This is a genomic window from Roseibaca calidilacus (assembly GCF_001517585.1).
Taxonomy (GTDB): Bacteria; Pseudomonadota; Alphaproteobacteria; order Rhodobacterales; family Rhodobacteraceae; genus Roseinatronobacter; species Roseinatronobacter calidilacus.
The window spans coordinates 2,003,243-2,028,127 of the sequence record NZ_FBYC01000004.1; the positions used below are offsets into that span (position 1 = coordinate 2,003,243).

A 24,885-nucleotide genomic window follows, 5' to 3' on the forward strand; every position below is an offset into this window, starting at 1 on the left:
GGCAGCGTCTGCTTGTCGCGGGCAACGGCTTGGGGCAAGCTGACGTAAAGCATGATTGGACCACATATGAACACCGCCGACATCATCACGCTGCCCGACACCCCGCATGCAGAGTTCACCGACCCGGATGCGGCCGTTGCAAAGCTGGAATCGCTGTATCGGGACGCCACGCAATTCCTGATCGCGGCGTTTAACGATCTGGCCATGGGCGGCGCACCCAAGGGGCGCTACCGGGCCTTTTACCCCGAAATCCGTTTTATCAGCACGCGGTTCGACAAGGTGGATTCGCGGCTTAGCTTCGGGCATGTCGCAGAACCCGGCGAATATGCCACCACCGTCACGCGCCCTGACCTGTTTCGCCATTACCTGCGCCAACAGATCGCGCTGTTGATGGAAAACCACAACATGCCGGTTTGGATCGGCGCGTCGCAAACCCCTATTCCACTGCACTTTGCCATGGCCGGGCGTGGCGATGTCACCCTGCCCGCGGGCGGCGAGATGGCTTTGTCCTTGCGCGATGTGTTCGACGTGCCGGATCTGGGCACCACCAATGACGACATCGTCAATGGCGACCGGGTGCGCAATGCCGATGGGTCTTTGCCGCTGGCTTTGTTCACGGCGCAGCGTGTCGATTACTCGCTGGCACGGCTGGCGCATTACACCGCCACCACGCCAGAGCATTTCCAGAACCACATTCTATTCACCAACTACCAGTTCTACGTCGATGAATTCGAAGCCTTCGCCCGCGACATGCTGCGCGATCCCGACAGCGGCTACACCGCTTTCGTCGCGCCGGGGGACGCCGTTATCACCGACCCGGATGGAGAGATCCCTCCCCTGCCCCGCCTGCCGCAAATGCCGACCTATCACCTGAAACGGGCGATGGGCGCGGGCATTACACTGGTCAATATCGGCGTCGGCCCCTCGAATGCGAAAACCGCGACCGACCATATCGCGGTGCTGCGCCCCCATGCGTGGCTGATGGTCGGCCATTGCGCGGGGCTGCGCAACTCTCAGGCGTTGGGCGATTTCGTTCTGGCCCATGCTTACTTGCGCGAGGACAACGTGCTGGATGCCGATTTGCCGGTCTGGGTGCCCATCCCGGCGCTTGCGGAAATCCAGATCGCGCTGCAAGACGCGGTGGCGCAGGTGACCAAGCTGGATGGCTACGGGCTGAAACAGATCATGCGCACCGGCACGGTCGCCACCATCGACAACCGCAATTGGGAGCTGCGCGACCAATCCGGCCCGGTGCAGCGGCTTAGCCAGTCGCGCGCGATCGCGCTGGACATGGAAAGCGCCACGATCGCGGCCAACGGGTTCCGCTTCCGGGTGCCCTATGGCACGCTTCTATGCGTGTCGGACAAGCCCTTGCATGGCGAATTGAAGCTGCCCGGCATGGCATCGAGCTTTTACAAAACGCAGGTCGCACGGCATTTGCAGATTGGCATTCGCGCCATGGAACTGTTGCGCGACATGCCGCTGGAACGCATACACAGCCGGAAGTTGCGCAGCTTCAGCGAAACCGCGTTTTTGTGACAAACCGGCGTTCCGCGACGACTGTTTTGCCAAAAGCAGCCAAATTTCGGTAGTTTTCCACGGGAAAAGTCGTTTTTGCGGGGTTCAAGGAATTGTCACTGCCCAGAAAACAAGGCTAGATGCGCCTTGCAAATCAGCTCAGCGCTGCGCGAGCAAGGCAGTCCAAACCGAATTAGGAGAAAAGAATGACCGCGAAACCGATGACCAAGACCCAGCTTGTCGCCGCACTGGCCGAAGAGATGGACGCCGACAAGAAAACCGCGAATGCCGCGCTGGACGCAATCGCCGCGCTGGTCATGCGCGAGGTCGCGGCAGGTGGCGCTGTCACCCTGCCCGGTATTGGCAAGGTCATGTGCCGCGCGCGCCCCGAACGTCAGGTCCGCAACCCCGCCACGGGCGAGACGATGACCAAGGAAGCCGACCGCGCCGTGAAGGTCACGATCGCCAAGGCCCTGAAAGACGCCGTCAACAGCTAAGTGCTGCGACAGGTTGCGAAGGCGGGTGCGCGAAAGCGGCCCGTCTTTTTCTATGCGCGCAAGCTCTGGCCAAGTGCGGGGGCGCGGTCTAACCTCTCTGACGGGAGGAAACACCATGGCGAATGCGCAGATCGTGGGCTGGTCCCACACCCTTTTCGGCAAATCTGAAGCCGAGAGCACCGAAGCCTTGATAGCGCAGGCCCTTGCCCCGGCGTTGGAACATGCGGGCATCGGGGCCGAAGATGTCGACGGTATTTTCGTAGGCGTCTACAATAACGGCTTTTCCAAGCAAGATTTTCAGGGCGCATTGGTAGCCATGGCGGATGACCGTTTCGCCCACACCCCCGCCACCCGCTATGAAAACGCCTGCGCCACCGGGTCGGCTGCCCTACATGGCGCGATGGATTTCATCGAATCCGGGCGCGGGCGCATTGCGCTGGTGGTGGGCGCGGAAAAGATGACCGCCACCCCGATTGCTGAAGTGGGTGACATTCTGCTGGGTGCCAGCTACCGGGCCGAGGAAGCCGAGGTCGAGGGCGGCTTCGCGGGCCTGTTCGGCCAGATCGCCGCCAGCTATTTCCAGCGATACGGTGACAAGTCGGAAGAACTGGCCATGATCGCCGCCAAGAACCACGCCAATGGCATGAAAAACCCTTTGGCGCATATGCGCAAACCGTTTGATGTTGCGTTTTGCAACACGGTCTCTGACAAGAACCCGCGCGTGGCCGGCCCCTTGCGGCGCACCGATTGCTCGCTGGTCAGCGATGGCGCGGCGGTGCTGGTGCTGGCGGATGCGGACACCGCCGCAACCCTCAACCGCGCAATCGCGTTTCGCGCGCGGGCACATGCCAATGACATCATGGCGCTATCGCGCCGCGACGTGCTGGAATTCAGGGGCGCGCGGCTGGCATGGGCCAAGGCGCTGGCCGAGGCGGCTGTCACGCTAGATGACCTGTCGTTGGTGGAAACGCATGACTGTTTCACCATTGCCGAGTTGCTGGAATACGAGGCGATGGGGCTGGCCGAACCCGGCCAAGGGGGCCGCGTCATCCGCGAGGGCATAACCGCCAAGGACGGGCGCTTGCCGGTGAACCCCTCGGGCGGGCTGAAATCCAAGGGCCACCCGATTGGGGCCACCGGCGTGTCGATGCATGTCATGGCTGCGCAACACCTGACAAATGACGCGGGCGAGATGCAAATCCCCGGCGCGACCATGGCGGGCGTGTTCAATATGGGGGGTGCGGCCGTCACGAATTACGTCTCCATCATGGAGCGGGTGAAGTGATCATGGACCTGTCGCACGGCATGACGCCGGTTTCGACCCGGGTGATGAACCTGTCGCACCTGCTGACCGAAAGCGCGCGGCGCGCGCCCGGTGACATCGGGCTGGTCTGGGGCGAGCAATCATGGACATGGGCCGAGTTGGACGCCCGCGCCACCGCCTTCGCCCGCGTGCTTGCGCAAGACTATGGCGTGGCCAAGGGCGACCGCGTGCTGGTGCAATCGGCCAATTGCAACCAGATGTTCGAAGCGGTCTTCGGCTGCTGGCGCGCAGGTGCCGTGTGGGTGCCTGCCAATTTTCGCCAATCGCCGGATGACGTGGCCTATCTGGCGCAATCCTCTGGCGCGAAGGTTCTGCTGTGCGGGGCGGAATTTGCCGACCACGCGCGCGCCTGTGCCCTGCCCACCATCGCCATTGGCGCGGCAGAGTTCGGCCCGGATTACGAGGCACTGATCGCGCCGCATCTGGGCCAGCCGCAGCCGGTGGCAGAGGTGTTCCGCGACGACCCGTGCTGGTTTTTCTTCACATCGGGCACCACGGGTCGGCCAAAGGCGGCGGTGCTGACGCATGGGCAGATGGCCTTTGTCATCACCAACCACCTGTGCGACCTGATGCCCGCGACCGGGCCAGAGGATGCCTCGCTTGTGGTGGCGCCCTTGTCGCATGGCGCGGGCGTGCATCAACTGAGCCAAGTAGCGCATGGGGTGAAAACCATCCTGCCCAAGGGCGCGAAGTTTGACCCGGACGAACTTTGGGCGCTGGTGGCAAAATGGCGGGTGACCAACATGTTCACCGTCCCGACCATCGTGAAACTGCTGGTCGAACACCCGGCGGTGGACGCGCATGACCATACCTCTTTGCGCTATGTCATCTATGCAGGCGCGCCCATGTATCGCGCCGACCAGATCCGCGCGCTGGACAAGTTGGGGCCGGTGCTGGTGCAGTATTTCGGGCTGGGCGAGGTGACGGGCAACATCACCGTGCTGCCGCCCGCGCATCACCACAGGGACGACGCGGCCATGCGCATCGGCACCTGCGGCTTTGCCCGCACAGGGATGCAGGTGCAGATCCAAGATGCCGAGGGGCGCGAGGTGGCGGCGGGAGAGACGGGCGAGATTGCTGTCATTGGCCCCGCCGTGTTTGCAGGCTATTTCAACAATCCCGACGCCAATGCCAAGTCCTTTCGCAATGGCTGGTTCCTGACTGGTGATCTGGGGCATATGGATGCCGAGGGCTTCGTCTACCTGACAGGCCGCGCTTCGGACATGTATATTTCGGGCGGGTCGAACATCTACCCACGCGAGATTGAGGAAAAGCTGCTGATGCACCCCGCCATTTCCGAGGTCGCAGTGCTGGGCGTGCCCGACCCGGTTTGGGGCGAGGTGGGGATGGCGGTGTGCGTGTGCCATGGCGATCCGCCCGCCGACCTGCTGGATTGGCTGTCGGGCAAGATCGCGCGCTACAAACTGCCGCGTCATGTCGTGTTCTGGGACGCATTGCCGAAATCCGCCTATGGCAAGATCACAAAACAGACGATCCGCGCGGAGTTAGACGCACGCGGGCAATTGCCATGATCCGCCGCGTTGTCCATCCCGGCCCGGCGGTGGAGCCGCGCGTGACCGCGCTGCCGGTGCAGGCGCATCCGGTAAAGGTGGTGCTTCGCGGCGGTCTGCCCTTTGGGCAGGCCGTAGCAGAGGCTTTGGAAACGTTCGACGGCGGTTTTCTGGAGCTGCGCGACGTGGCGATGGACCCGCTGGCCTATGTCATCCCCGGCCCGGCGCAGAACGGCCACGCCGCGTGGTATAGCGAAACGCACCAGATGGGCGCGGGCGCGCGGATCGTGCAAGGCTGCGTGCACTTAGGCTGGCGCGAGGGCGCGCGGTTCACCCATACGCATGGTATCTGGGCAGATGATACAGGCGCGCGGCATATGGGGCATATCCTGCCCGAGCAAGCGGTGATCGCGCGCGATTGCACCGTGGCGGGTTGGGGGCTGACGGAGGGCTGTCTGGTGGCGCGGCCCGACCCGGAAACCGCCTTTACCCTGTTCCAGCCAGAGGCGCGCGATGCGCAGGACGGTGGCACGCCTGCGCATCTGGTTATGCTTCGGCCCAATCAGGACATTGGCACAGCGCTGAGCGGGTTGGGGCTGACAGGCCGCTTGCTGGGCTTGGGCAGCCTGATCGGCACACAGATGGAAGGCGGCGCGGCGCTGGACAGCTACGCGACAGAGATTTTGCTGACAGACGGCCATATCGGGCCGGAGGGCGCGGTTCTGGATGCCGCCAGCATCGGGCTGGATGGCCGGATGATCGAAGGGCGATTAGCGGCGGGAGTGAATGCGGTTCTGGTCACGGCAGAGCTTTTGGTTCTGACCAAATAGCGGGCTGCGCCCAAGCCTTTTCCTTAGGGGGCTTTGCCCCCGTCTGGCCCCTTGTGGGGCCAGACTCCCCCAGGATATTTGGACAAGGATGAAAGGCTTAGGGTTTGCCTTGTTTGACCACACCTGCGTCGAAGAGCTGTGCGATTTCCGTGTCGGGCAGACCGATCACATCGCCCAAGATCGCTTCGGTATGTTCGCCAAGGATGGGCGCGCGGCGCGGGGTTTCGCGCGGGTCATGGCTAAAGGACATGGGCGAGCCGGGTACGCGGTAACGGCCGATGCCGGGCTGGTCGAGCTGCGCGAACATGGGGTTGTCGAGCGACATATCCTCGTCCTCGGCCACAGCCTGTTTGAAGTCGCGGAATTGCGCCCATGTCACGCCGCCATCGTCAAAGGCCTTGGCGAAATCCTCGACCCGGCGCGCGGCGAACCATGGGCGCAGCACCTCTGTGATGGCGTGACGGTGCTGCCAGCGCGCGCCCTCGCCTGCCAGCGAGGTGCCGAGTTGCGTTTCCAGTGCCTTGATGGCGTCGGTGGTGCCTGTGACCTTCAGCAGGTTGCGCCATTGCCGGTCGGTCAGGCCAATGACCATGACGCGCTTGCCATCGGCGCAAAGGAAATCCTGCCCATATGCGCCATACAGCGCATTGCCGGATTTGGGGCGCGATATGCCGTTCACCTCAACCTCTCCGATCACGCCCAGATGGCCGAGCATTGCGGCGGCGACATCCTTGAGCGCCAGATCGACCGCAGAGCCGTGGCCATGGCGCAAGCGCTTGCGCTCTGCCGCCAAGAGCGCCGAGACGACCATGTTGCCCGCGATGCAATCCCAGGCGGGCAGCGCGTGCGCGACGGGTTCAGTGGAGCCCTCGGGACCGGTTGCCATGGGAAAGCCCAAGGCCGGGTTCACGGTATAATCCACCGCCGGGCGGCCTGCGCGATCGCCCGTCAGCGTGACCATGCACAGATCGGGGCGGCGGGCCGACAGGGTTTCGTAATCCATCCAGCCGCGCACGCGCAGATTGGTGATGAACAGGCCCGCATCTTCGCCCGGTGCGCAGATCAGTTCCGAGATGATCTCGCGCCCGCGCGGGTGTTTCATGTCGATGGCAATCGACCGTTTGCCCTTGTTCATGCCCGCCCAGAACATGCTTGCGCCCGACGGGGCGACAGGCCAGCGCCCGGCATCCAAGCCGCCTTCAACCCGGTCGAAGCGGATGACATCGGCCCCCATCTGCGCCAGCGTCATGCCAGCAAGCGGCACGGCGACAAACGCGGACCCTTCGACCACGCGCATACCTTTCAGGATGCCGCTCATGCAGCCCACTCCATCCGGGCCTGCATACATTGATGGTTCGAAATAGCGGCAACGCTGCACAGGTCCACGGCGGGCGCATCGGGGTCCATCCGGCCCACGGCGGCCATGTCTTCGGTGTGGAACATCGGGTGCACTCCTTTGAAGCGGAAGCGTTTTGGCACCTGCCCGGTATGGCGGCAGGCTGCTTCCATCAACAGGCAGGCCTGCATCGGCCCGTGTACGATCAGGGCGGGGTATTTTTCAACCTCGCGCGCATAGGGCATGTCGTAATGAATGCGATGCGCATTGAAGGTGACGGCGGAAAAACGGAACAGCCGCGCTTCGTTCATCGGCACGACCTCGCGGAAATCGGGCGCGTCGGGCGCAGGAATGGCGCGGGGCGGGCGGAAGCTGTCGGGCATGTCCAGATAGACGATGTCCTGTTCTTCGCGGATGGCCCCGTTCTTGCCGTGCAAATCATGGCCCACGCGGACGAAATACATAGACCCGGTGCTGCCCTGCTTTTCCGTGACTGACAGAATTTCAGAGCGGCGGTGCAAAACCTCTCCGACGTCCAGCATACCCGTCCATTCCAGCTTGCCCCCCGCCCACATGCGGCGCGGGTAGGGCAAGGGCGGCAGGAAGCGGCCCAGCGCGGGGTGGCCGTCTGCTCCCAATTCGGACAATGGTACGAATTCGGGAAACGCGATCCAGTGCCACAAGGGCGGCAGCGGCGCGCCGACCGCCAAGTCATGTGCCGGGGCCGCGGCGTGCGACAGGGTCGCCGCCATCATGCCCGCCAAGTTGGGCGTCAGCGCGCCAGCGTGTTCTTCCACGCGGCCGACCCATGCTTGCGGATCGGCCACGGTTGCGTCGTCATACCCTTCGGGGTGCATCATGCAGCAGCCTTTTTGCCAAGAATCTCTGCCACCGTCGCCCCCATGGAGGACGGGTTCGGCGCGACCTTGATGCCTGCTTCCTGAAGGATCACAACCTTTTCCTGCGCGCTTTCGCCAAAGGCAGAGATGATCGCGCCAGCATGGCCCATCTTCCGGCCCTTGGGGGCGGAAAGCCCTGCAATATAGGCCGCGACCGGTTTGGTCATGTGGTCGCGGATGTATTCGGCGGCTTCGGCTTCCTGTGGGCCACCGATTTCGCCGATCATCATCACGGCATCGGTGTCGGGATCATTCTCGAACAGTTCAAGGATGTCGCGGAAGCTGGAACCGTTGATCGGATCGCCCCCAATGCCGACAGACGTGGACACGCCAATGCCCAGTTCCTTCATCTGGCTGGCGGCCTCATAGCCCAGCGTGCCAGAACGCCCGACAATGCCCACACGCCCCGGCATGTAGATATGCGGCGGCATGATGCCCATAAAGCCAATGCCGGGGCTGATGACGCCTGCGCAATTCGGCCCGATCAGGCGCATCTTGCGGGTTTCCTTGTAGCGGCGCAGGAAGCGTTTGACCTTCATCATGTCTTGCGCAGGAATGCCGTCTGCCACGCTGACGGCCACGCGGATGCCTGCATCGGCCGCTTCCATCATCGCATCGGCGGCCACGGGCGGCGGCACGAACATCAAGGACGCATCGGCGCCGGTGGCCTCAACAGCTTCGCGCACAGTGTTGAACACGGGCTTGCCCAGCACCGTGGTGCCGCCGCGACCGGGGGTCACGCCGCCCACGACATTGGTGCCGGTTTCGATCATTTCCTGCGCGTGGAACTGGCCAATACGGCCCGAAATGCCCTGCACGATGATCTTGGTTTCTGGAGTGATCAGGATCGCCATAGGAATGGTCCTTTCTTATGCAGCGGCGGCGTTGGGGCGCGCTTTGACGGCGGCCTCGGCGGCTTCGGCAAGGGTGCCTGCGGTGATGATGGGCACATCGGCGCTTTCAAGGATGCGGCGGCCTTCATCCACATTGGTGCCCGCCAAACGGACAACCACCGGAATGGTCATGCCCACTTCCTTATAGGCCTGCACCACGCCCGCCGCGATCCAGTCGCAACGGTTGATGCCCGCAAAGATGTTCACAAGGATCACGCTGACATTCGGGTCGGTCAGAACCGTGCGGAACGCGGTCACAACGCGCTCGGCACTGGCACCGCCGCCGATGTCAAGGAAGTTGGCAGGTTCGGCGCCGGCCAGTTTGATCATGTCCATCGTGGCCATGGCCAAACCGGCCCCGTTGATGATGCAGCCAATATCGCCGTCAAGGCCGATATAGGACAGGCCGGACCCTGCCGCCATCGCCTCACGCGGGTCTTCTTGTGACAGGTCGCGCAGCGCGGCTACTTCGGGGCGGCGGAACATGGCGTTGGTGTCAAAGCTCATCTTGGCATCCAGCGCCACCAGATCGCCCGCGCCGGTAATGGCCAGCGGGTTGATCTCTACCATGGTGGCGTCCAGATCGCGGTAGGCGCGGTAGCAGGCGCGCAGGGTGTTGACCATCTGACCAATCTGGTTGCCGGTCAGGCCAAGGCGAAAGGCCAGTTCGCGCGCCTCGAAATCACACAGGCCGGTGGCCGGGTCGATAATCATGCGCACAAGGCTGTCAGGGTCTTTTTCCGCCAGATCCTCAATCTCCATCCCGCCTGCGCCGGATGCCACGATCATGATGCGCTCCGATTTCCGGTCCAGCACGAAACCCAGATAGATTTCCTGCGCAATATCGGTCGCGGCTTCGACCCACAGGCGATACACGCCTTTGCCGCCGGGGCCGCTTTGCTTTGTCACAAGCTGACGGCCCAGAATATTGGCGGCAAACTCGCGCACCTCTTCATCGGTGCGGCAGAATTTCACGCCGCCCGCTTCGCCGCGCCCACCCGAATGGATTTGCGCCTTGATGACAACCGGCAGGCCAATTTCGCGCGCCTGATAGGCCGCTTGCTCGGGCGAATAGGCCAAGCCGCCACGCGGCACCGGGACACCGAATTTTGCCAGAATGTCCTTGGCCTGATGTTCATGAATGTCCATGGTTTCTCCTCCCTTGGGGTTCTCAGCCCTTGGCTGCGATGGCTTCGGCCACGTCGATCAGATTGCGCGCCATCTTCTCGGATGCCGCGTCGATCATCTTGCCATCAAGCGAGGCGGCACCCTTGCCTTGCGCTTCGGCCTTTTTCAGTTCTTCGATGATGCGATGCGCTTTCGTCACTTCCGCTTCCGGCGGGCTGAACACTTCGTTGGCCAATGCGATCTGGCTGGGGTGAATGGCCCATTTGCCTTCGCAACCCAGCGCCGCGGCACGGCGCGCGCCCGCCTTGTAGCCTTCGGGATCGGAAAAATCGCCAAACGGCCCATCAACCGCGCGCAGCCCGTAGGCGCGGCAGGCGACGACCATGCGGGTGATGGAAGCGTGCCACTGGTCGCCCGGATAATCGGGGTTCAGGCCGCCGATATTGGTGGTGCGGGCGCGCATGGATGCCGCGTAGTCGGCCACCCCGAAATGCAGGCATTCCAAACGCCCGCCAAACTGCGCAATGGCTTCGACATTGGCCATACCCAGCGCGGTCTCGATCAGCGCTTCCAGCCCCACGCGGGTTTTCAGCCCGCAGCCCTGTTCAATCTGGTTGACCATGGCTTCGACCATATACAGGTCGGCGGGCACGCCCACCTTCGGCACCAGCAGCGTGTGCACACGGTCGCCCGCCTGTTCCATGATATCGACTACGTCGCGATACATGTAATGCGTGTCCAACCCGTTGATGCGCACCGACACGGTCTTGCCCTTGGCTTCCCAGTCGATCTCGTTCAGCAGCTTGACCGCATTCTTGCGGGCCTGATCCTTCTCTGGCGGGGCGACGGCATCTTCAAGGTCCAGAAACACCACGTCGGCGTCGCTGTCGGCGGCTTTCACCACCATGTCGATATTGGATGCAGGCACCGCCAATTCGGAACGGTGCAGCCGCTGCCGCCGTAGCGGGTAGAGTGTGTGTGACATGTTCTGTCCCTTCCAGTGTTATGTTATTCAGCCGCGATCGGGGTGCTTTCCACCACGCGCGGGCGGTCGCGGCGCTTGCCATCCGACCAATAGCGCTGCGCGGCAGCCAGCCCCGCGCCCAGTTCGATATCGACACCCGCGCGCCACAAGGCCATTTCGGCCATTGACAGCGCACCGGCGAGCGAGCCTTCATTGACCCAGCCCAGATGCCCGATGCGGAACACCCGATCCGCCAAGCGGCCCAAGCCGCCGCCGAAGGAAGCGCCCAATTCGTCATGCGCAATGGCAATCACCTCGCGCGCGTCGATATGCATGGGCGTGCGAATGGCGGTCACGGTGTTTGAATAAAGCGAGGGGTGCTCGGCGACCATATCCAGCCCCCAAGCCTGCACGGCGGCGCGCACGCCGGTGGCGATGCGGGCATGGCGTGCGATGACCGTGTCGATGCCTTCATCCAGCAATAGCTCGACGGACGCGCGCAGCCCATGCAGCAGCGGAATGGGTGGCGTGTAGGGGAAAACCCCGTCACTTTGCAGATTCGCCATATCGGCAAATTCGAAATAGGCGCGGCGCAGGGTGGCACTTTTCGCCGCCTGCATGGCTTTGTCGCTGACGCCCAGAATGCCCAGACCGGCAGGGCACATCAGCCCTTTCTGGCTGCCGGTGACGGCCAAGTCCACGCCCCAATCGGCCATGCGAAACTCGATCGACCCGATGGACGACACGCCATCCACGAACAAAAGCGCGTCGTGAAAATTCATGTCCAGCGCCCGGCGCACCGCGGCCACATCTGAGGTAACGCCGGTCGCGGTTTCGTTATGCGTGACGAACACGGCCTTGATGCGATCCTCTTTGTCGGCACCCAGACGGCGTTCGATTTCCTTGACCGGACAGCCCGCGCCCCAAGCGACATCGATCAATTCCACATCCAGCCCCAGCCGTTCGGCCATCTGCGCCCAAAGCACGGAAAAATGCCCATGGCGCGCCATCAGCACGCGGTCGCCGGGGTTGAGCGTGTTGGTGATCGCAGCCTCCCAAGCCGCAGAGCCAGAGCCGGGGAACAGAAAGACATTCCCCCCCTCCATCCGCATGATCTGGCGCAGGCCCGCAGTGATCTCGGTGGCAAGCGCGCCGAAGCCGGGGGCGCGGTGGTCCTCTGCTGCGACATTCATGGCGCGACGCACCGCTTCGGGGATCGGCGTCGGGCCGGGGGTGAAAAGATGGTGCTGTCCGATGGTCATGGTGGCGTCCTCCCAAACGCGATGGGCTGACCATGGGGCACAAATACCGTTTCGTGAATTCTTTCCGCGTCCTGCTGTAAATGCGAAGATTTACATGTTATCATTTCCGTAAATTTGTGAATTTTACAGGATACAATCGCATGCTGAAAACCTTCATCGGCCCGCGTTTGCGCCGCTTGCGCCAAGAGCATAAGCAAACCCAAAGCCAGATGGCGCGGGCTTTGGGGATTTCGACATCTTACGTCAACCTGTTGGAAAAGAACGAAAGATCAGTCTCTGTCCCGGTGCTTTTGAAGATATTCGAGACCTATGGCGTCGAATGGCGCGACATTGCCGAAGATGACGACACCGCCACGCTGGCCGATCTGCGCGCAGCACTTCTGGACAACCTGTTCGATGCCGACCGCCCCGATTTGCCGCAACTGCGCGCGGCGCAAATTCACAGCCCCGACCTTGTGGCGTCGTTCCTGACGCTGCACCGCGCGTATCAGGCTGCGACAGATCAACTCATGTCGCTGGCCACCAGCGGCACCGATGCAAGTGACGTGCTGCCAAGTTCGCCCGAAGCGGCGGTGCATAATTTCTTCCGGCGCAATCACAACCATTTCGCGGTGCTCGAATCGGTCGCGGCTGAATTCTGGGGCGGCAAAACGGTCGCCCCGGACGATACCTATGCCGCGCTGAAAGCCCTACTGCGCGACCGGCTGGGCCTGCATGTGCGACTGGTCACAACCGCAGAGATGCCCGAAACCCTGCGCGAATATGACGAAGCCGCGCGCGAAGTGCGCCTGTCCGAAGCGTTGGACCATCCCAACCGGGTGTTCCAGCTTGTGCATGTGGCCGGGCTTATCGAACATGCGGAGCTGCTGGATACGCTGTTGTCGCAATCGCGGATAACCGACCCGCACGGGCTGGCGCGCTGCCGGGTGGAACTGACCAATTATTTCGCCGCCGCCGTGCTGATGCCCTATGCGCCCTTCTTGTCCGAAGCCTTGGCGTCACGCTACGATTTCACGCATCTGGCCACGCGTTTTGGTGTCAGCTTTGAACAGGCTTGCCACCGCGCCACCACCTTGCAGCGCGCGGGCGCGCAGGGGGTGCCGTTTTTCTTCGTGCGGATTGACAAGGCGGGCAACGTGACCAAGCGGTTCAACGCGACCGATTTCCATCTGGCCGAATATGGCGGCGCCTGTCCCCGGCTGGATGTGCATACCTCGTTTCGCACGCCGGGGCAGATCGTGCCGCAATTCGTGGAAATGCCGGATCGCAGCCAGTTTTTCGTGTTCTCGCGCACCGTGGACCGGCCCAGCCTGTCGGGGCATGCGACTGATGTGCGGCTGGCCGTGGCCATGGGCTGCGATGTCGAACATGCCGCGCAGATCGGCTATGCCGAAAGCCTGCGCGCCAGCAAAACGCGGCCCGTGCCCATCGGCATAAACTGCCGCACCTGCCCGCGCAATGATTGCGACCAGAGGGCGCATAATGCCGTTGTCTTGTCAAAACCGGTTGATGCAAGGCGGCGTGGGGCGACGCGCTATGCAAGTTAGGGCGGCACGGTGCCGGATTGGGCAAAGCCCTTAGAACACCGCGTGCTCGCCCAGATCGGTCACGGCCTCGCCGCGCACCAGCGCCGCGTAATGGTCGCTCAGGGTGTCGGTGCCAAATTCGGGCGTGGCGTCGGCGTTATAGCGGGTGCCATCCCAGACCAGCATCGATTCGGTCGCGTAGTACCGCCCGATGCGGGCAAATTCGGCCTTGGCGCGCAGGGCCGGAACCACCCACCCGCCCAGCGACAGTGCGCCGATGATCGCATCCATCACGCCCACGGGCAGGCTGCGGAAGCGGGGCGTCTGGCCGGTCATCTGGAACAGCATCTCGCCCTGTTCGCGCGGGGTGATCGCCGGGCCCGGCCCGCCGATGGGCAGGATGCCGTCGCGCGCGGGGTCGGTCAAACAGCCCACGATGAACCCCGCCAGATCACGGTCCGAGATGGGCTTGCACGCCGTCAACCGCCCATCGCCGAACAGCAGGAACGGCTTGCCTGCCCGCACCCGCGCCACCTGCCCGGACAGCGATTTGAAAAACGCGGTCGGGCGCACGATAGCATGGCGCAGGTTTGACGCTTGCAACTCCGCCTCGAAGGCCAGTTTCGCGCGCTGGAATTCCAAGAGCGGTTTCTGCACGCAGATAGCCGACAGAAGCACGAATTGTCCTACACCCGCGCCTTTGGCTGCGCGCAACAGCGCCGATTGCGCGGCATGGTCCACTGCCCAAGCATCGGCAGGTGTGCCAGAGCGCGACGCCATGCAAGAGATCACAGCCTCTATTCCCGCCAAGGCACCGGGGGCCAGTGCTTTGGGCTGGGTCAGATCTGCTTCCAGCCGGGCTACGGCATCGGGCAAATGGCGGCCAGAGCGCGCAAGGCAGGTTACATCGTGCCCCTCTGCCAGCAAACGCGCCAAGACCGCGCGCCCGATCGTGCCGCTTGCCCCGGTCACCAGCACTTTCATGCCGCGCCCTCGCGGGTTTTGAACAGGCGGCGCGCCTGCGCCAGCAGCGCGGTCAACACCGGGGTATGAGGTTCGCGCCAAGGTGCGATCAGCCCGACCTCTTTCGCGCCTTGCCCGCCCGTCAGCGGTATGGCGCACAGTTCGGGCCGCGCGGCGAACAGCGCCGCCGTATCGGCATTCACGATGCTGACCCAATCGCCGGTCAGGACATGCGCGACCAGCGCAATCATAGAGTTGGATTCGATGCGCGGCGTGATCGGCACGCCTGCCTGCACCAGTTCATGATTGATGATGCGGCGGTTCTGCATATCCTCTGTCAGCAGGCACAGCGGCATCCCGGCAAGGTCGGCCCAGCTAAGCGCGCTTTGCCGCGCACAAGGACGGCCCTTGACGGTCAGAAGCAGGTATCGCTCGGTGTAAAGCGGTTCCGTGACAACGCGCCCAAGGGGTTCATTATCCAGATAGCTGATCCCGGCATCCAGCCGCAGATCGTCAATCTGTTGCAGGATTTCTACGGAACTGCGCGACAGGATTTCGATTTGCACGCCCGGATGGCGGGCAATGAACGGCCCGGTCAGATCCGCGACCATGGGCAGCGCGGTGGGCACCACGCCCAGCCGCAGGTTGCCCGACAAACCGTGCCGGGCAGAGCGCATTTCCTGCCGCAAGGTGCGCGCATCGCCCACGATGCGGCGCGCCCAGTCCAGCACGCGCGCGCCTTCGGGGGTCAGCCCCTCGAAGCGCGAGCCGCGCCAGACAAGCTGGACGCCCAATTCCCCTTCAAGCTGCTTGATGCCGGCAGACAGTGACGGTTGCGAGATACCGCATTTTTCCGCCGCACGGCCAAAGTGGCGTTCGGCGGCAAGGGCCATGAACATTTCCAGCCGGTCCAGCATCGGGCACTCTCCTAGCCCGGCCATATGGGCAGAGCCTATTTCGCCACGCAAGCGGATAATCCGGGCGGCCCTCTTGTTGCCCATGCGCCCGCAGCCTATTTGCGAGAGCATGAAACATCTGATCCCCTTCGTCAAATCGCCGCCCAGCGTGGCGGTCATCCGCCTGCAAGGCATGATCGCCAGCGGCCCCGGCGCGGGACGGTTGAACGACGCGGCCTTGGCCCCGGCAATCGAGATCGCGTTCAAACGCGGCAAGCCCAAAGCCGTGGCGCTGGTCATCAATTCGCCCGGCGGCAGCCCGGTGCAAAGCGCGCTGATCGCCGCGCGCATCCGGCGGTTGGCAGGGGAACACAAGCTGCCTGTTCTGGCCTTTGTCGAGGATGTCGCGGCCTCTGGCGGCTATTGGCTGGCCACGGCGGCGGATGAGGTGTTTGCCGATGCCAATTCGATCCTTGGATCGATTGGCGTTATCTCTGCCGGGTTCGGCCTGCATGACCTGATCGGGCGCTACGGGGTGGAACGGCGTGTCTACACCTCTGGCACGTCGAAATCGCAACTGGACCCGTTCCGCCCGGAAAAGCCCGAAGATGTCGCGCGGCTGCAAGGGTTGCTGGACCAGATACACCAGAACTTCATCGCGCAGGTGAAAGACCGGCGCGGCGTGAAACTGGCGGATCAAGACCTGTTCACCGGCGAGTTCTGGCTGGGCGCGCAGGCAGTCGAACTGGGGCTGGCCGACGGGTTGGGCCACTTGGTCCCGGTGCTGAAGGACCGTTACGGCGACAAGGTGAAATTGCGGGTCTACGGCCCGCGCCGCCCCTTCCTGTCGCGCTTCGGCCTGTCGCTGATGCAAGACGCGCTGACCCTGTCGGAAGAACGTGCGCTTTATGCGCGGTTCGGGCTGTAGCGCATGTTGTTGAAGGTCGTTGTCGGGTTCTTGCTGTTCATGATCGTGATGGGCGCGGTCCAGAAATGGCTGAACCCGAAGCATCGCACCCCGTTGGACCGGCTGCGCAGCACCAAACTACCCAAACCGCGCAAATGCAAAGCCTGTGGTCGTTTCCTGCTGGGGCAGGACGACTGCACCTGCAAGGACCAATAATTCATGTTGCTTGATCTTGGGATGGTCGCGGGCGGCCTTGTGGTGCTGCTGCTGGCGGGCGATCTGCTGGTGAAGGGCGCGGTCAACCTGTCGCTGCGTCTGGGCATTCCGGCGCTGCTGGTGGGGATGACGGTCGTGGCCTTCGGCACCTCTGCCCCGGAACTGCTGGTGTCGGTGCGCGCGGCCATTGCCGATGCGGGCGGGCTGGCGCTGGGCAACGTGGTCGGGTCCAACATCGCGAATATCCTGCTGGTGCTGGGCGCGCCCGCGCTGATCTCGGCTATGGCGGTGGGGCGCGACATTGCGCGCGATTACATCATCATGATCGGCGCGTCGCTGCTGTTCATTGCCGTGGCCTTCACCGGGCAAATCGGGACATGGCAAGCGCTGGTGCTGCTTGGTGCGTTCTCGCTCTTCATGTTCGACAGCATTCGCCGTGGGCTGAAAGCGCGTGTCGAACCGGAAGAATTGGAAGGCGCGGACCCTGGCATCGGCTGGGGCAAGATCGCCCTTTTCCTTGTGCTGGGCTGCGTGGGCCTGCCGCTTGGGGCGAATTTCCTTGTCGATGGCGCAACATCCATCGCGCAAGACCTTGGCGTGTCCGATGCCCTGATCGGGCTGACGCTGGTGGCCATCGGCACATCCTTGCCGGAACTGGCCGCCACCGTCATGGCCGCCATCCGGCGTGAGGGCGGCGTGGCGCTGGGCAATATCGTGGGCTCGAACCTGTTCAACCTGCTATTCATCATCGGCACGGCAGGGCTGTTCGGCACCATGGTCGTGCCGCCGGAAATGCTGCGGCTGGACCTGTGGGTCATGCTGGGCGCATCATTGGTGCTGGCGCCCTTCATCTGGCGCACAGCCCCCATCACGCGGGCTTGGGGCGTGGTCTTGCTTCTGGGCTATGCGGGCTACATTTGGGTTCTTATCCAAACCGGAGCCTGACAATGCCAAACGCCCTTGTGACCGGCGGCGCACGCCGATTGGGTCGCGCCATGTGCCTGTATCTGGCCAAGCGCGGGTATGATCTGGCCATTCACTACGCCACTTCCCGGGATGAGGCCGACGCTTTGGCCACAGAGATCCGCGCTATGGGCCGTAAGGCTGTTTGCCTGCAAGCTGACCTGCTGGACGAAGACGCGATTGCACCACTTGTGCCAGACGCCGCCATGGCGCTTGGCGGCCCGATTTCCGTGCTTGTCAACAATGCGTCCATTTTCGAGCAGGACAGCATCGCCACTGCTACCCGGCAAAGCTGGGACAGGCATATGATGAGCAACCTGCGCGCGCCCTTTGTGCTGATACAGGCCTTCGCCGCCCAAGTGCCACCCCCAGTGGCTGACATGGCGGGCGAACCCTTGGCACAAGGGCTGGTGGTGAACCTGATCGACCAGAAAGTGCGCAAACTGACGCCGCAGCACATGACCTATTCCATTGCGAAGATGGGGCTTTGGGCCTTTACCCGGCTGGCCGCGCAAGAGCTTGGGGGGCATGTGCGTGTGAACGCGGTCGGGCCGGGGCCGACGCTACAGGCCCATGACCAGACCCGCGCGGTTTACGAGGCCAGCCGCCGCGCGACCCTTCTGGGCCGCGGCGCAAACCTGGATGACATTACGGCGGCACTGGGTTTTTTCCTTGATGCCAAGGCCGTCACAGGGCAACTTTTATGCGTTGACGGCGGGCAGCACCTTGCATGGCAAACGCCTGACATCGCGCCATCCTGACGGCTTTACCGCGAAATACCGCAAGAGTTGTGCACCGCTCACGAAACCGTCACAAAGTTGCAATCAAATTTGCCGCCATATCAAAGACTTGTGACGCTTTAAAATTTTTACTAATAAATTCATTAGCTTATTTAGATGCCTATTTTTTGTGCAGATCATCAAAGCACCTATCGCACAAGGAAAAATCGGCCCCCTCCAACTTCTATCCACCAAGTTATCCACAGATTCCGTGGACAGGATTCTGGTTGAAGAGGGTTTGAATTCGGTGCAGCGGCGCATAGAATCGGGTCATCTTCAAAGGTGCCGCCAAACAGATGCAGAACACGCCCGACCAGACCGATGAAACACCGCTTGCCGGGCATGATTGTATCCAGTCCTATCTGAAGGTTCTGGACAATTCGCCGGGCGTCTACCGCATGCTGAATGAACGTTCGGAAGTGCTGTATGTGGGCAAGGCGCGGAACCTGCGGGCGCGGGTGTCGAACTACGCGCGGCCCTCGGGGCACACGGCCCGCATTGCCCGGATGATAGATGAAACCCGGTCGATGATGTTTCTGACCACGCGCACCGAAACCGAGGCGCTGCTGCTGGAGCAGAACCTGATCAAGCAGTTGAAACCGCGCTACAACGTGTTGCTGCGCGACGATAAAAGCTTTCCCTATATCCTGCTGCCGCGCGACCATGCCTTTCCGCAATTGCGCAAACATCGCGGGCGGCGGTCCACCAAGGGCAAGTATTTTGGCCCCTTCGCCAGCGCGGGTGCCGTGAACCGCACGCTCAACCAATTGCAGCGCGTATTCCTGCTGCGCAACTGCACGGATTCGGTGTTCAACAGCCGCACCCGCCCTTGCCTGCAATACCAGATCAAGCGGTGCTCTGCGCCTTGCGTTGGCTACATCTCGGAAGAGGATTACGGCGCGCTCATGGCCGACGCCGAGCGCTTTCTGTCGGGCAAGGACACGCATCTGCAAAAGGATTTGGCCGTGGAAATGCAGGCTGCCTCCGACGCGATGGAATTTGAACGCGCCGCAGCCCTGCGCGACCGCATCCGCGCGCTGACCAATGTGCAGCAACAACAAGGCATCAACCCCCAAGGCGTGCCAGAGGCCGATGTGATCGCGCTGCATCTGGAAAAGGGGCAGGCTTGCGTGCAGGTGTTCTTCATCCGCGCCAACCAGAACTGGGGAAACCGCGATTTTTACCCGGCCACCGGCGCGGGTGCAGCGGAACCCGAAATCCTGGAAGCCTTCATGGCGCAGTTTTACGACGGCAAGGAACCGCCCCGGCAGATCTTGCTGTCGCACGGGCTGGAAGAGCCTGACCTGATGGCTGACCTGCTGGCCCAACGCGCGGGCCGCAAGGTGGATATTCAGGTGCCGCAGCGGGGTGAGAAAGCTGAACTGGTGGAATCCGCCCTGCGCAACGCCCGCGAAAGTCTGGCCCGGCGCATGGCCCATAGCACCGCGCAGGCCAAATTGCTGCAAGGCTTGGCCGATGCCTTCGGGCTGGACACCGCGCCCACCCGGGTAGAGGTGTATGACAACAGCCATATCCAAGGCAGCCACGCGGTCGGCGCGCTGATCGTGGCGGGGCCGGAAGGCTTCATCAAAAGCCAATATCGCAAATTCGACATTAGGGACGAAACCATCACCCCCGGTGACGATTTCGGCATGATGAAAGAAGTGCTGACTCGCCGCTTCACCCGCCTGCAAAAAGAAGACCCCGACCGCCAATCCGACGCATGGCCCGACCTGCTGCTGATCGACGGCGGCGCGGGGCAGGTGTCGGCGGTGGCGGGCGTTCTGGAGGAATTGGGCGTGGCCGATATTGCCATGGTCGGCGTGGCCAAGGGCGTGGACCGCGACGCGGGCAAGGAAGAATTCCACCGCGCGGGCCAGCGCCCTTTCGCGCTGCGCCACAATGACCCGGTGTTGTATTTCGTCCAGCGCCTGCGGGATGAAGCGCACCGCTTCGCCATCGGCACCCACCGCGCGAAACGCGCGAAAGCCTTCACGGCTTCACCGCTCGACGACATTCCGGGCGTGGGCGCAGGCCGCAAAAAGGCGCTTCTGGCGCATTTCGGGTCCGCCAAGGCGGTCACGCGGGCCGGGCTGGCCGACCTGCGCGCAGTTCCGGGCATATCCGACGCGCTGGCACAGGTGATCCATGACCATCTGAACGAACGATAGGCAGACCACTGATTTCTGTGCGTCCAGTAAAACCGGGCTTTCCTTATCGGGTCAACGCGCGGCACTCTTGGCTTCGGCTCGAACCAGAGACTGCGTGGATTGGCCAAGGTTTATCCTCTGCGGGACAGGGCAAATCGGTTGCTTGGGGATTACACCGCCAACCGAACAACGATTAAGCATGCAAGCCGGTCAGACCTGCACCGCAACCGGCACCATCAGGCAAAACATTCCCGCCCGCGGCTGTGTCATTTTAACCCAAACTCGCGCCTGTCATGAAAGAACGGACGAAATCTGACATGGTCGGTGGATACGGTATTCATTCGGCCCAAATTCTGCATCAATGCGGGCATAGGCCGTGGATAGCTTGGAATGAAGTGGGACGACATCAAGGTATTCATCGCCGTGGCCGAGGCCGGGTCCACGCTTGCCGCGTCGAAATCGCTTGCGGTAAACCAGACCACGGTCAGCCGCCGCATTGATGCGTTGGAAAGCGCGACCGGCCTGACGCTGTTTCACCGGGACCTTGCCGGGTATCGCCTGACCACGACGGGCCGCGAGTTGCTTGCGGTCAGCCGCCCGGCGCTTCCGCTGTTCCAGCAGATTCTTACAAAGGTAGAGGATCTCGCCCGGCACGATGCAGAGCATATCCGTCTGACCGGCCCTGCCGAGACGATCAATCACTGGGTCTACCCAATTCTCAATCGATTTCGGCAGGCGCACCCGGATGTGGTCATGGAAGTCGATACAAGCGAAGCGCAGGTCGATCTGCATAGCGGAGAGTTCGACATCGCCGTCAGGCTTACCGACGAGATTGAAGATGAGCGCCTGATCGCCCGGCGCATCGCTGCCGTGCCTTGGGGGGGGGTACTGCTCTCGGGCCTACGAGACCAGACACGGCGCGCCGCGCGACATCAGCGAAGCGGCGGGGCATGACGTGGTGCATTACGCGGACCGGGTGGCGCGGCGGATACACCCGATCCGATGGCTTGGCACCCATCTTGATGAAGCCCGCATCAAACTGCGGGTCAGTTCGGTGCCGGGAATGGTGACCGCGCTGAAATCCGAGGGCGCGATCGGGATCTTGCCAAAGGTCGTGGGCGACAACACCCCCGAGCTTGTGCCCTGTTTCCGGCATGACGAGTTGCGCCACAATTGCTGGGTCGTGGCCGCGCCCGAAGCGTATAGGCGGCCGCTTGTGCGGGCCTGTATGCGGCAGATCGGCGAAGAATTTCCGCGTGACAGCCTGTGACCCGACCGGGGTGGCAAATACACCGCCCCGGCCTGAAACTGTGCGGGTTTCCCTTACAGCCGTCCCAACACCGCGTCGCGCGAGGCTTCTGCCTCTGACAGGACACGCGCGACATCTACGCCCACAAGTGCGCCATCACGCTTGCGGAAATCCCCGGCGACCATCACGCTGTCGACATGGCTGGTGTCCATCGCAGTCGCCACAAGGCCGATGGGATCATTCATCGGCCCGACATCGATCCGGCGCGCATCAAGCAGCACGATATCGGCCTGCTTGCCGCGACTAAGCGTTCCGGTCCGGCCCAAAAGCCCGTTGGCGCGCGCGCCCTCGACGGTTGCGGCTTCCAGCACCTCGCGGGCAGTTATCATGCCGTCGCGGCACGCGGCCGGATCCTGGAAGAACGTGAACAGGCAAGCCTCTGGATCAGCTTGGGTGCGAAGCGAGCGTTGCAACATGAAAAGCGCGCGCATCTTCGAGAACATGTCGGTGCCTTGATTCGTCGGCACATCCACGCTCAGGCTGTAGCGATAATTCGGCGCGATCCGGCGCAAACGCTCTACCGAGGGCGTTCCCATGCCCATCATCAGGCCGTCAACATCGCTCTCCATCATCAGTTGCAGGACAGCCTCTGCGATCGAGCGCAGCAAGTCGCCCTGATCATGCTTTTGCAGAAGCTCGGTTAGGTCCATGGTGGTCTTGGTCATCGGGGTCTCCGTGTGGTCCGTGGTTGAAGTCGCCAAACTCCACCTCGACCATACACCTCGATGGCCACCTGAGATTACACCGTTGACGGCGCAGAAATTACACCACGTCCGTGGACGCTACCCAAGCACCGGAACTTTGCCAAGGGTTCCAGCCCAAACCCATTGCATCGACGGATTCGCCGATAATCATCAATCGGACGAACCGCTTTGAGGAATGGCAAACATTAGCCAACCCGCTCGGAACCGGTGACCTTGTTGAACACCCAAGCTGCCAGTGGACCACCTATCTGGCCACACACAACAACCCGCCATCTCCCCCGAAATAACTCTCGAAACAGATGCTTTGAAGTGGGCAATAGTTCACGAATCGTCCTCGTGAACAATCCTTCACGAGCCATCCCATCCAGAAACCGCCCACTGATTTTGTTGCCCCACGGGGTCTATGCACCGCTTACGAACGAATGACGGAAAACTGCCCACAGAGGGCGTTCATCACATCACGCTTGTGGGCGCGGATCGCCAGACCTCTATCGATTTCTGGGAGGGGCTGCTGGGCATGCCCTTCGTTTTCGAGCAACCGAACCTCGACAATCCGGGCGAGTCCCACCTTTACTTCGATCCGGGCGATGGTCGTTTGATCACGATCTTCACCAATGAAGACCGCGCCGCCGACAGCACCCGCACCTCAACCGAGGTGGGCGCGGTTCATCATCTGGCATTCACCGTCAGCCAATCGGTCTTCGACCAAGTCGAAGCGCGGCTGGATGCACGCCAAATGGGCCATTCCGGGCGCAAGGACCGTGGGTTCATGGAATCGATCTATTTCGAGGACCCGCTCGGCCTGACGATAGAGCTGACCTATTACCGCTTCACCGTGCCCGAGGGACGCCGGATTGCCGACGTGATGATCGCCGCGCACCGCATCCGCGTCGCCGAGGGTGCCTATAACATCCAGCAAAGCCATATCGCCCGCGCGATCGAACAGCTGACCGCGACGCGCGACAGCCTGTCGAAGCGCCCGGCGTGATGCCCCCGAACGCCAGCCAAAGGAACCCCATGTCTCGGATCACCCCTCAGATCACGCGACGCGACGCGCTGCTGGCCAGCGGCGGCGCAGTCGCGGCATCGCTTCTTCCCCTCAAGTCCCTCGCACAAGCCGGAGCTTCTGACATGAGTCACGCGTCCAAGATCGTCACCGCCGCAGGTCAGCGCGAAATCCCCTTTCCGCTGCACCCCATTTTCCAAGTGGTCAACAGCACCGACATGCCGTCGGGCGTGTCCTTCTTTCACAGCGCCATCCCCGCTGGTGCCCCCGGCGCGCCGCCGCATGTGCATGAGAACGAGGACGAGATCTATTTCATCCTTGAAGGCACCGCGCATTTCCTGCTGGGCGACCGGGTCGAGACCGCCGGTCCCGGCGATACCGTGATCCTGCCGCGCGGCGAATTCCACGCCAACTGGAACGAGGGCACAACGCCCGTCACGTCCTTGGTCTTCGTCTCGCAGAATTCGCGCTTCGAAGGGTTCTTCGATGACGTGGCCCGCCGGATCATGGAACAGGGCATCAAAGACCCGATGCAGGCCGCGATGGTCGTCGGTCAGACCGGGGCGGGATACGGCGTGACAATCGACATGTCGAAGACGCCCGAGCGCGCCAAGCCTTTCTTCGGCATGGGCTGACCGCCCCTGCCACAAGCCCACCGGGCCTTCGGGCCCGCGCCCCAACCCAACCGACACTATTGGAGATGACCATGGTCCTTCTACTTGCACGTCACAAAGTCGCCGATGCCGAAACCTTCATCGCGGGCTACACCGGTCCCGATGCCGCCGCTGTTCGCGCCAAGTTTGGTGTGACGGAAGAGTCCGTCTGGGCAACGGTTCAGGACAATAACGATGTTCTTGTTATGCATCACTTTGACACCGAAGATCAGGCAAATGCCTTCCTCGCCGCCGAAGAGCTGAAATCCGCGATGGCGGCCTTGGGCGTTACCGAGGCACCGAAACTGCAAGTTTTCAACCGCCTCTGAGGCGATACGACCGGGCCGCGACCAAACCTGTCGTGGCCCGCCCCTTGCGCCGATATGCGCCCCACATTCCCCCTTTCGGAGATCACCCATGTATAACGAAGCCGCCTATATCGTTTTTGCACTGCTCTTGTCCCCCATGCTGGTCTTTAGCCTTGGCGGGGTCGTCTGGCTGATTGCCTGCGCCCTGTCGCGTGCTAAGCGTAGCAATGCCTCATTGGTCAGCCCTGCGGGTTCGCTGGTCTAACGCAAATACGCAACCGGACCGGTCCCGGTTGCGTAGCCACGCCGCCGCAACGGGATGCCCCCGGAACAACACCTTCGG

The 24,885-nt window shown here is 62.6% G+C and carries 26 protein-coding genes and 1 pseudogene; 17 read left to right on the forward strand and 10 right to left on the reverse strand.

Annotated elements, in window-relative coordinates; all coding sequences use genetic code 11:
* Positions 1-66 precede the first annotated feature (66 nt).
* The 5 genes from AWT76_RS13405 to AWT76_RS13425 all read left to right on the forward strand — a co-directional run bounded on the left by AWT76_RS13405 (position 67) and on the right by AWT76_RS13425 (position 5,680).
* Positions 67-1,539: an AMP nucleosidase gene (locus tag AWT76_RS13405; RefSeq protein WP_072246791.1), complete on the forward strand. Its 1,473-nt coding sequence runs from the start codon at positions 67-69 to the stop codon at positions 1,537-1,539.
* Between the two features lie 185 nt (positions 1,540-1,724).
* Positions 1,725-2,015 (forward strand): HU family DNA-binding protein, encoded by a 291-nt coding sequence (locus AWT76_RS13410; protein ID WP_072246792.1) that lies wholly within the window; start codon positions 1,725-1,727, stop codon positions 2,013-2,015.
* Positions 2,016-2,130: 115 nt separating this feature from the next.
* On the forward strand, positions 2,131-3,300 hold the full coding sequence (locus tag AWT76_RS13415; protein ID WP_072246793.1) for an acetyl-CoA acetyltransferase: 1,170 nt from the start codon (positions 2,131-2,133) through the stop codon (positions 3,298-3,300).
* Positions 3,301-3,302: 2 nt separating this feature from the next.
* Positions 3,303-4,871 (forward strand): acyl-CoA synthetase, encoded by a 1,569-nt coding sequence (locus tag AWT76_RS13420; protein WP_072246794.1) that lies wholly within the window; start codon positions 3,303-3,305, stop codon positions 4,869-4,871.
* Positions 4,868-5,680 carry a PPC domain-containing DNA-binding protein gene (locus AWT76_RS13425; protein ID WP_072246795.1) on the forward strand — a complete coding sequence of 271 codons (813 nt, stop codon included), beginning with the start codon at positions 4,868-4,870 and terminating at the stop codon, positions 5,678-5,680. The genes AWT76_RS13420 and AWT76_RS13425 overlap by 4 nt, the downstream gene beginning before the upstream one ends.
* Positions 5,681-5,777: 97 nt before the next feature.
* Here the strand turns inward: AWT76_RS13425 and AWT76_RS13430 are convergent, their stop codons facing one another.
* From AWT76_RS13430 to AWT76_RS13455, 6 genes are read right to left on the reverse strand one after another with little or no spacing between them, the layout of a single operon-like run.
* Positions 5,778-6,998 carry a CoA transferase gene (locus AWT76_RS13430; protein WP_072246796.1) on the reverse strand — a complete coding sequence of 407 codons (1,221 nt, stop codon included), beginning with the start codon at positions 6,996-6,998 and terminating at the stop codon, positions 5,778-5,780.
* A complete protein-coding gene (locus AWT76_RS13435) occupies positions 6,995-7,876 on the reverse strand; it encodes an HTD2 family dehydratase (protein WP_141655966.1) in 882 nt (293 codons plus the stop codon). Before AWT76_RS13435 ends, AWT76_RS13430 begins: the two co-directional genes overlap by 4 nt.
* Positions 7,873-8,769 (reverse strand): succinate--CoA ligase subunit alpha, encoded by an 897-nt coding sequence (gene sucD, locus AWT76_RS13440; protein ID WP_072246797.1) that lies wholly within the window; start codon positions 8,767-8,769, stop codon positions 7,873-7,875. Before sucD ends, AWT76_RS13435 begins: the two co-directional genes overlap by 4 nt.
* Positions 8,770-8,784: 15 nt before the next feature.
* Positions 8,785-9,957, reverse strand: coding sequence for a malate--CoA ligase subunit beta (locus AWT76_RS13445; RefSeq protein WP_072246798.1), 1,173 nt, complete (start codon positions 9,955-9,957; stop codon positions 8,785-8,787).
* Between the two features lie 22 nt (positions 9,958-9,979).
* Positions 9,980-10,921, reverse strand: coding sequence for an HpcH/HpaI aldolase/citrate lyase family protein (locus AWT76_RS13450; RefSeq protein WP_072246799.1), 942 nt, complete (start codon positions 10,919-10,921; stop codon positions 9,980-9,982).
* Positions 10,922-10,944: 23 nt separating this feature from the next.
* Complete coding sequence (locus AWT76_RS13455; protein WP_072246800.1) at positions 10,945-12,162, reverse strand: pyridoxal-phosphate-dependent aminotransferase family protein; 1,218 nt, start codon at positions 12,160-12,162, stop codon at positions 10,945-10,947.
* Positions 12,163-12,302: 140 nt separating this feature from the next.
* On the opposite strand from AWT76_RS13455, the gene AWT76_RS13460 reads away from it, so the two are divergent.
* Positions 12,303-13,709, forward strand: coding sequence for a helix-turn-helix domain-containing protein (locus tag AWT76_RS13460; RefSeq protein WP_072246801.1), 1,407 nt, complete (start codon positions 12,303-12,305; stop codon positions 13,707-13,709).
* Between the two features lie 30 nt (positions 13,710-13,739).
* Here the strand turns inward: AWT76_RS13460 and AWT76_RS13465 are convergent, their stop codons facing one another.
* Entirely contained in the window at positions 13,740-14,672 is a 933-nt protein-coding gene (locus tag AWT76_RS13465; RefSeq protein ID WP_072246802.1) for an NAD(P)H-binding protein, read from the reverse strand.
* Entirely contained in the window at positions 14,669-15,568 is a 900-nt protein-coding gene (locus tag AWT76_RS13470) for a LysR family transcriptional regulator (protein WP_072246803.1), read from the reverse strand. The genes AWT76_RS13465 and AWT76_RS13470 overlap by 4 nt, the downstream gene beginning before the upstream one ends.
* Positions 15,569-15,677: 109 nt before the next feature.
* Between AWT76_RS13470 and AWT76_RS13475 the strand changes: the two genes are divergently transcribed.
* The 7 genes from AWT76_RS13475 to AWT76_RS17205 all read left to right on the forward strand — a co-directional run bounded on the left by AWT76_RS13475 (position 15,678) and on the right by AWT76_RS17205 (position 21,832).
* On the forward strand, positions 15,678-16,475 hold the full coding sequence (locus tag AWT76_RS13475; RefSeq protein ID WP_072247718.1) for a S49 family peptidase: 798 nt from the start codon (positions 15,678-15,680) through the stop codon (positions 16,473-16,475).
* 3 nt (positions 16,476-16,478) lie between these two features.
* Positions 16,479-16,670 carry a hypothetical protein gene (locus AWT76_RS13480; protein ID WP_072246804.1) on the forward strand — a complete coding sequence of 64 codons (192 nt, stop codon included), beginning with the start codon at positions 16,479-16,481 and terminating at the stop codon, positions 16,668-16,670.
* A gap of 3 nt (positions 16,671-16,673) precedes the next feature.
* Complete coding sequence (locus AWT76_RS13485; RefSeq protein ID WP_072246805.1) at positions 16,674-17,615, forward strand: calcium/sodium antiporter; 942 nt, start codon at positions 16,674-16,676, stop codon at positions 17,613-17,615.
* 2 nt (positions 17,616-17,617) lie between these two features.
* Positions 17,618-18,394: an SDR family oxidoreductase gene (locus AWT76_RS13490; RefSeq protein ID WP_072246806.1), complete on the forward strand. Its 777-nt coding sequence runs from the start codon at positions 17,618-17,620 to the stop codon at positions 18,392-18,394.
* A 314-nt stretch (positions 18,395-18,708) separates the two neighbouring features.
* On the forward strand, positions 18,709-20,583 hold the full coding sequence (uvrC, locus tag AWT76_RS13495) for an excinuclease ABC subunit UvrC (protein WP_072246807.1): 1,875 nt from the start codon (positions 18,709-18,711) through the stop codon (positions 20,581-20,583).
* Positions 20,584-20,952: 369 nt separating this feature from the next.
* Entirely contained in the window at positions 20,953-21,516 is a 564-nt protein-coding gene (locus AWT76_RS17200; RefSeq protein WP_072246808.1) for a LysR family transcriptional regulator, read from the forward strand.
* A complete protein-coding gene (locus AWT76_RS17205; RefSeq protein ID WP_281179119.1) occupies positions 21,494-21,832 on the forward strand; it encodes a LysR substrate-binding domain-containing protein in 339 nt (112 codons plus the stop codon). The genes AWT76_RS17200 and AWT76_RS17205 overlap by 23 nt, the downstream gene beginning before the upstream one ends.
* Positions 21,833-21,885: 53 nt before the next feature.
* Here AWT76_RS17205 and AWT76_RS13510 read toward each other — a convergent pair whose 3' ends face one another.
* Positions 21,886-22,440 carry an amidohydrolase family protein gene (locus AWT76_RS13510; protein ID WP_420493658.1) on the reverse strand — a complete coding sequence of 185 codons (555 nt, stop codon included), beginning with the start codon at positions 22,438-22,440 and terminating at the stop codon, positions 21,886-21,888.
* Positions 22,414-22,536, reverse strand: a pseudogene (locus AWT76_RS17285) (IS256 family transposase); the annotation flags it as partial. The gene AWT76_RS13510 and the pseudogene AWT76_RS17285, both read right to left, overlap by 27 nt.
* Before the next feature lie 442 nt (positions 22,537-22,978).
* Here AWT76_RS17285 and AWT76_RS13515 point away from each other — a divergent pair.
* The 4 genes from AWT76_RS13515 (at position 22,979) to AWT76_RS17015 (ending at position 24,807) form a co-directional block, all read left to right on the forward strand.
* Entirely contained in the window at positions 22,979-23,563 is a 585-nt protein-coding gene (locus AWT76_RS13515) for a VOC family protein (RefSeq protein WP_072246811.1), read from the forward strand.
* A 29-nt stretch (positions 23,564-23,592) separates the two neighbouring features.
* The gene (locus AWT76_RS13520) at positions 23,593-24,216 is read left to right on the forward strand and encodes a cupin domain-containing protein (RefSeq protein ID WP_176699401.1); all 624 of its coding nucleotides are present in this window, start codon (positions 23,593-23,595) and stop codon (positions 24,214-24,216) included.
* Positions 24,217-24,287: 71 nt separating this feature from the next.
* Positions 24,288-24,563, forward strand: a complete 276-nt coding sequence (locus AWT76_RS13525) for a hypothetical protein (protein WP_141655967.1) — start codon at positions 24,288-24,290, stop codon at positions 24,561-24,563.
* 88 nt (positions 24,564-24,651) lie between these two features.
* Positions 24,652-24,807 carry a hypothetical protein gene (locus AWT76_RS17015; RefSeq protein ID WP_176699402.1) on the forward strand — a complete coding sequence of 52 codons (156 nt, stop codon included), beginning with the start codon at positions 24,652-24,654 and terminating at the stop codon, positions 24,805-24,807.
* Positions 24,808-24,885: the final 78 nt, after the last annotated feature.

Bases quoted from the DNA above. Each gene is read 5' to 3' on its own strand.
- AWT76_RS13405 (WP_072246791.1), top strand. From the start codon at position 67: ATGAACACCGCCGACATCATCACGCTGCCCGACACCCCGCATGCAGAG.
- AWT76_RS13410 (WP_072246792.1), top strand. From the start codon at position 1,725: ATGACCGCGAAACCGATGACCAAGACCCAGCTTGTCGCCGCACTGGCC.
- AWT76_RS13415 (WP_072246793.1), top strand. From the start codon at position 2,131: ATGGCGAATGCGCAGATCGTGGGCTGGTCCCACACCCTTTTCGGCAAA.
- AWT76_RS13420 (WP_072246794.1), top strand. From the start codon at position 3,303: ATGGACCTGTCGCACGGCATGACGCCGGTTTCGACCCGGGTGATGAAC.
- AWT76_RS13425 (WP_072246795.1), top strand. From the start codon at position 4,868: ATGATCCGCCGCGTTGTCCATCCCGGCCCGGCGGTGGAGCCGCGCGTG.
- AWT76_RS13430 (WP_072246796.1), bottom strand. From the start codon at position 6,998: ATGAGCGGCATCCTGAAAGGTATGCGCGTGGTCGAAGGGTCCGCGTTT.
- AWT76_RS13435 (WP_141655966.1), bottom strand. From the start codon at position 7,876: ATGATGCACCCCGAAGGGTATGACGACGCAACCGTGGCCGATCCGCAA.
- sucD (WP_072246797.1), bottom strand. From the start codon at position 8,769: ATGGCGATCCTGATCACTCCAGAAACCAAGATCATCGTGCAGGGCATT.
- AWT76_RS13445 (WP_072246798.1), bottom strand. From the start codon at position 9,957: ATGGACATTCATGAACATCAGGCCAAGGACATTCTGGCAAAATTCGGT.
- AWT76_RS13450 (WP_072246799.1), bottom strand. From the start codon at position 10,921: ATGTCACACACACTCTACCCGCTACGGCGGCAGCGGCTGCACCGTTCC.
- AWT76_RS13455 (WP_072246800.1), bottom strand. From the start codon at position 12,162: ATGACCATCGGACAGCACCATCTTTTCACCCCCGGCCCGACGCCGATC.
- AWT76_RS13460 (WP_072246801.1), top strand. From the start codon at position 12,303: ATGCTGAAAACCTTCATCGGCCCGCGTTTGCGCCGCTTGCGCCAAGAG.
- AWT76_RS13465 (WP_072246802.1), bottom strand. From the start codon at position 14,672: ATGAAAGTGCTGGTGACCGGGGCAAGCGGCACGATCGGGCGCGCGGTC.
- AWT76_RS13470 (WP_072246803.1), bottom strand. From the start codon at position 15,568: ATGCTGGACCGGCTGGAAATGTTCATGGCCCTTGCCGCCGAACGCCAC.
- AWT76_RS13475 (WP_072247718.1), top strand. From the start codon at position 15,678: ATGAAACATCTGATCCCCTTCGTCAAATCGCCGCCCAGCGTGGCGGTC.
- AWT76_RS13480 (WP_072246804.1), top strand. From the start codon at position 16,479: ATGTTGTTGAAGGTCGTTGTCGGGTTCTTGCTGTTCATGATCGTGATG.
- AWT76_RS13485 (WP_072246805.1), top strand. From the start codon at position 16,674: ATGTTGCTTGATCTTGGGATGGTCGCGGGCGGCCTTGTGGTGCTGCTG.
- AWT76_RS13490 (WP_072246806.1), top strand. From the start codon at position 17,618: ATGCCAAACGCCCTTGTGACCGGCGGCGCACGCCGATTGGGTCGCGCC.
- uvrC (WP_072246807.1), top strand. From the start codon at position 18,709: ATGCAGAACACGCCCGACCAGACCGATGAAACACCGCTTGCCGGGCAT.
- AWT76_RS17200 (WP_072246808.1), top strand. From the start codon at position 20,953: ATGAAGTGGGACGACATCAAGGTATTCATCGCCGTGGCCGAGGCCGGG.
- AWT76_RS13510 (WP_420493658.1), bottom strand. From the start codon at position 22,440: ATGGAGAGCGATGTTGACGGCCTGATGATGGGCATGGGAACGCCCTCG.
- AWT76_RS13515 (WP_072246811.1), top strand. From the start codon at position 22,979: ATGCACCGCTTACGAACGAATGACGGAAAACTGCCCACAGAGGGCGTT.
- AWT76_RS13520 (WP_176699401.1), top strand. From the start codon at position 23,593: ATGTCTCGGATCACCCCTCAGATCACGCGACGCGACGCGCTGCTGGCC.
- AWT76_RS13525 (WP_141655967.1), top strand. From the start codon at position 24,288: ATGGTCCTTCTACTTGCACGTCACAAAGTCGCCGATGCCGAAACCTTC.
- AWT76_RS17015 (WP_176699402.1), top strand. From the start codon at position 24,652: ATGTATAACGAAGCCGCCTATATCGTTTTTGCACTGCTCTTGTCCCCC.